The following is a 3,549-nucleotide window of genomic DNA, read 5'->3' on the forward strand; positions in this document are numbered from 1 at the left end:
GCCGCGCGGAGCGCGGGGCGGGTCCGGGGGGAGCCCGGTTCAGGGGAGGGGCGGGGTGGGGAAGGTCATGTGCCGCTGAGGGAGAGCTTCACCGCGAAGCCCAGGAACAGCGCTCCCGCCGCCGACGTCGCCCCCGCCGACAGCCGCCGCCTGCGGCGGAACGCGGCCGCGAGGTGGGTGCCGGTGAAGATCAGGACGCTCAGGTAGAGGACGCTCGCCAGCTGCGCCAGCGCGCCGAGCACCGTGAAGGAGAGCGCGGGGTACGCGTACGCCGGGTCGACGAACTGCACGAAGAAGGCGATGAAGAACAGGATCGCCTTCGGGTTGAGCAGACTGATCACGAACGCCTTGCGGAAGGGCCGCTCCGCGGCCGGGACCTCCGCGCCGGCGGCGGTCTCTTCGGCGGTGCGCTCGCCGCGGGTGCGCCACATCGACCAGGCCGCGCGGAGCATCCCGATCGCCAGCCACGTCAGATAGCCGGCGCCGGCGTATTTCACGATCCCGAACAGCACCGCGTTGGCCTGGAGGAGCGAGGCGACGCCCGCGGCCGACAGCACCATCAGGACGGTGTCGCCGCACCACACGCCGGCGGCGGCCTGGTAGCCCGTCCGCACACCGCGGCGTGCGGCGACGGAGAGCACGTACAGAGAGTTCGGTCCTGGCAGCAGGACGATCAGGACAAGTCCCGCGAGATAGGTCGGTAGATCGGTGACACCCAGCATGGGGCGGAGTGTGGCACATCGGTACGACACCCCGCCTTTCTGTTCCGTATGTCAGAAGGCGTCAGTGGGGACGTACGTGCCCCACACCTCGCGCAGCGCGTTGCAGACCTCCCCGACGGTGGCGCGCGCCTTCAGCGCGTCCTTCATCGGGTAAAGGACGTTGTCCGTGCCTTCCGCGGCCTTCTTCAGTTCGGCGAGCGCCGCGTCGACCGCCGCCTGGTCCCGCTCCGCCCGCAGCTTCGCCAGCCGCTGCGCCTGCTGGGCCTCGATCGCGGGGTCGACCCGGAGCGGCTCGTACGGGTCCTCGGTGTCCAGCGTGTAGCGGTTGACGCCGACGACGACGCGTTCGCCGGAGTCGGTCTCCTGGGCGATGCAGTAGGCGCTGCGCTCGATCTCGTTCTTCTGGAAGCCCTGTTCGATGGCGTTGACCGCGCCGCCGAGGTCCTCGACGCGCTCCATGAGGGCGAGCGCCGCGGCTTCGACGTCGTCCGTCATCTTCTCCACGACGTACGACCCGGCGAAGGGGTCGACGGTGGCGGTCACGTCCGTCTCGTAGGCCAGCACCTGCTGGGTGCGCAGCGCGAGGCGGGCGGACTTGTCCGTCGGCAGCGCGATGGCCTCGTCGAAGGAGTTGGTGTGCAGCGACTGGGTGCCGCCGAGGACCGCCGCGAGGCCCTGGACGGCGACGCGCACCAGGTTCACCTCGGGCTGCTGTGCGGTGAGCTGCACGCCCGCGGTCTGGGTGTGGAAGCGCAGCATCAGCGACTTCGGGTTCTTGGCGCCGAACTCCTCCTTCATCACCCGGGCCCAGATCCGGCGGGCCGCACGGAACTTGGCGACCTCTTCGAGGATGGTCGTGCGGGCGACGAAGAAGAAGGACAGGCGGGGCGCGAAGTCGTCGACGTCCATGCCGGCGGCGACGGCGGTACGGACGTACTCGATGCCGTCGGCGAGCGTGAACGCGATCTCCTGCGCGGGCGAGGCGCCGGCCTCCGCCATGTGGTAGCCCGAGATCGAGATCGTGTTCCACTTCGGGATCTCGGCCTTGCAGTACTTGAAGATGTCCGCGATGAGCCGCAGGGACGGCTTGGGCGGGAAGATGTACGTGCCGCGGGCGATGTACTCCTTGAGCACGTCGTTCTGGATCGTGCCCGTGAGCTTGTCCGCGGGGACGCCCTGCTCCTCGCCGACGAGTTGGTAGAGGAGGAGCAGCAGGGCGGCGGGCGCGTTGATCGTCATGGACGTGGAGACCTTGTCCAGCGGGATCCCGCCGAACAGCACCCGCATGTCGTCGATCGAGTCGACGGCGACGCCCACCTTGCCGACCTCGCCGTGCGCGATGGGCGCGTCGGAGTCGTGGCCCATCTGTGTCGGCAGGTCGAAGGCGACCGACAGGCCCATCGTGCCGTTGGTGATCAGCTGCTTGTAGCGGGCGTTGGACTCGACGGCCGTGCCGAAGCCGGCGTACTGGCGCATCGTCCAGGGCCGGCCGGTGTACATCGACGGGTACACGCCGCGGGTGAAGGGGTACCCACCGGGCTCGCCCAGCTTCTCTGCCGGGTCCCAGCCCTCCAGGTCCGCCGGTCCGTACACCGGCTCGATGGGCAGTCCCGACTCGGACTCGCGCGCCATGTGACTGTGCCTCCCGCTGGGCCTACTGACAGGTAACAAACCTCTGCGACGGACTGTAGCGGCGGGCGTGCGAGGGATGGAGAGCCACGCCCTGGGACCTTGCTCACAGACCGTGCCGGCGACGCGGCCCGTGGCCCGCCCGTCCCCGAACCGTTACCCCCATGATGCGTGGGATTGCGCAACCGGGCAGGACGGGAATTTGTCTCATCAGGCACAGACATACGTGGGGGACGAGACAAGTGGGGGGCGACATGCTCAGGAAAGCCGGGATGAGAACGCTGGCCGCCGTGGCCGCGATGGCCGTGGCCGCGGTGACGGCCGGCTGCAAGGCGGAGGCCGCGACCGACGCGCCGACCGCCGGCAGCACGTCGAGCGCGGCACCGACACCGTCCGCCTCCACGCCGCCGGCTTCGCCGTCACCATCGGCGTCGGAGTCGGAGTCCGCCGAGCCGTCGGAGAAGCCGTCGCCGTCGCCGTCCACCGAGCAGCCCGCGCCCAAGGTCCTGATGGCGCCCGGCGCCAAGGGCGAGCAGGTGCGGGAGTTGCAGGCGCGGCTGGCGCAGATCGGCTGGTTCGACGACAAGCCGACGGGTACGTACGGGCCGGTCACCACCACGGCCGTGAAGGGCTTCCAGGGCAAGCGCGGTCTTCCCGCGACGGGCAGCACGGACACCGTGACCTGGCAGCGGCTGCTCGGCATGACGACGAAGCCGACGCGTGCCGAGCTGGACGGCAAGGACGTCAAGAAGCCGCAGGCGAAGCTCGATCCGCGCTGCATGAAGGGCCGGGTCATGTGCATCAGCAAGACCACCCGCACGCTGTCATGGATGATCGACGGCAAGGTGCTGTCCACGATGGACGTGCGCTTCGGGTCGCAGTACACGCCGACCCGCGAAGGTGTGTTCAACGTGGGCTGGAAGTCCCGTGACCACGTCTCGACCATCTACGACACGCCCATGCCGTACGCCATGTTCTTCAGCGGCGGCCAGGCGGTGCACTACTCCTCCGACTTCGCCGCCCGCGGCTACAACGGCGCGTCGCACGGCTGCGTGAACGTCAGGGACAAGGGCGCCATCGCGGCGCTGTTCGACCAGGTGCGGACCGGCGACAAGGTCGTCGTCTACTGGTGACGCGCGGGGCGCGGAAGCGGTGAAGGAAGAAGGGCGCGGGCGGGACCGGGGGAACGTGTCCCGCC

At 69.7% G+C, this 3,549-nt stretch carries 3 protein-coding genes; 1 reads left to right on the forward strand and 2 read right to left on the reverse strand.

The window, feature by feature from the left end; genetic code table 11:
• Nucleotides 1-65: 65 nt before the first annotated feature.
• Both leuE and ACWGH4_RS32880 read right to left on the reverse strand, forming a co-directional pair.
• A complete protein-coding gene (leuE, locus tag ACWGH4_RS32875; RefSeq protein WP_453467291.1) occupies nucleotides 66-722 on the reverse strand; it encodes a leucine efflux protein LeuE in 657 nt (218 codons plus the stop codon).
• A gap of 51 nt (nucleotides 723-773) precedes the next feature.
• Nucleotides 774-2,354, reverse strand: a complete 1,581-nt coding sequence (locus tag ACWGH4_RS32880; RefSeq protein WP_453467293.1) for an acyl-CoA mutase large subunit family protein — start codon at nucleotides 2,352-2,354, stop codon at nucleotides 774-776.
• A gap of 269 nt (nucleotides 2,355-2,623) precedes the next feature.
• On the opposite strand from ACWGH4_RS32880, the gene ACWGH4_RS32885 reads away from it, so the two are divergent.
• Nucleotides 2,624-3,484, forward strand: a complete 861-nt coding sequence (locus ACWGH4_RS32885; RefSeq protein ID WP_453467296.1) for a L,D-transpeptidase family protein — start codon at nucleotides 2,624-2,626, stop codon at nucleotides 3,482-3,484.
• The last annotated feature ends 65 nt before the right edge of the window (nucleotides 3,485-3,549 follow it).

It is taken from the genome of Streptomyces sp. NPDC054847 (assembly GCF_053610925.1).

Bases quoted from the DNA above. Each gene is read 5' to 3' on its own strand.
- leuE (WP_453467291.1), bottom strand. From the start codon at position 722: ATGCTGGGTGTCACCGATCTACCGACCTATCTCGCGGGACTTGTCCTG.
- ACWGH4_RS32885 (WP_453467296.1), top strand. From the start codon at position 2,624: ATGAGAACGCTGGCCGCCGTGGCCGCGATGGCCGTGGCCGCGGTGACG.
- ACWGH4_RS32880 (WP_453467293.1), bottom strand. From the start codon at position 2,354: ATGGCGCGCGAGTCCGAGTCGGGACTGCCCATCGAGCCGGTGTACGGA.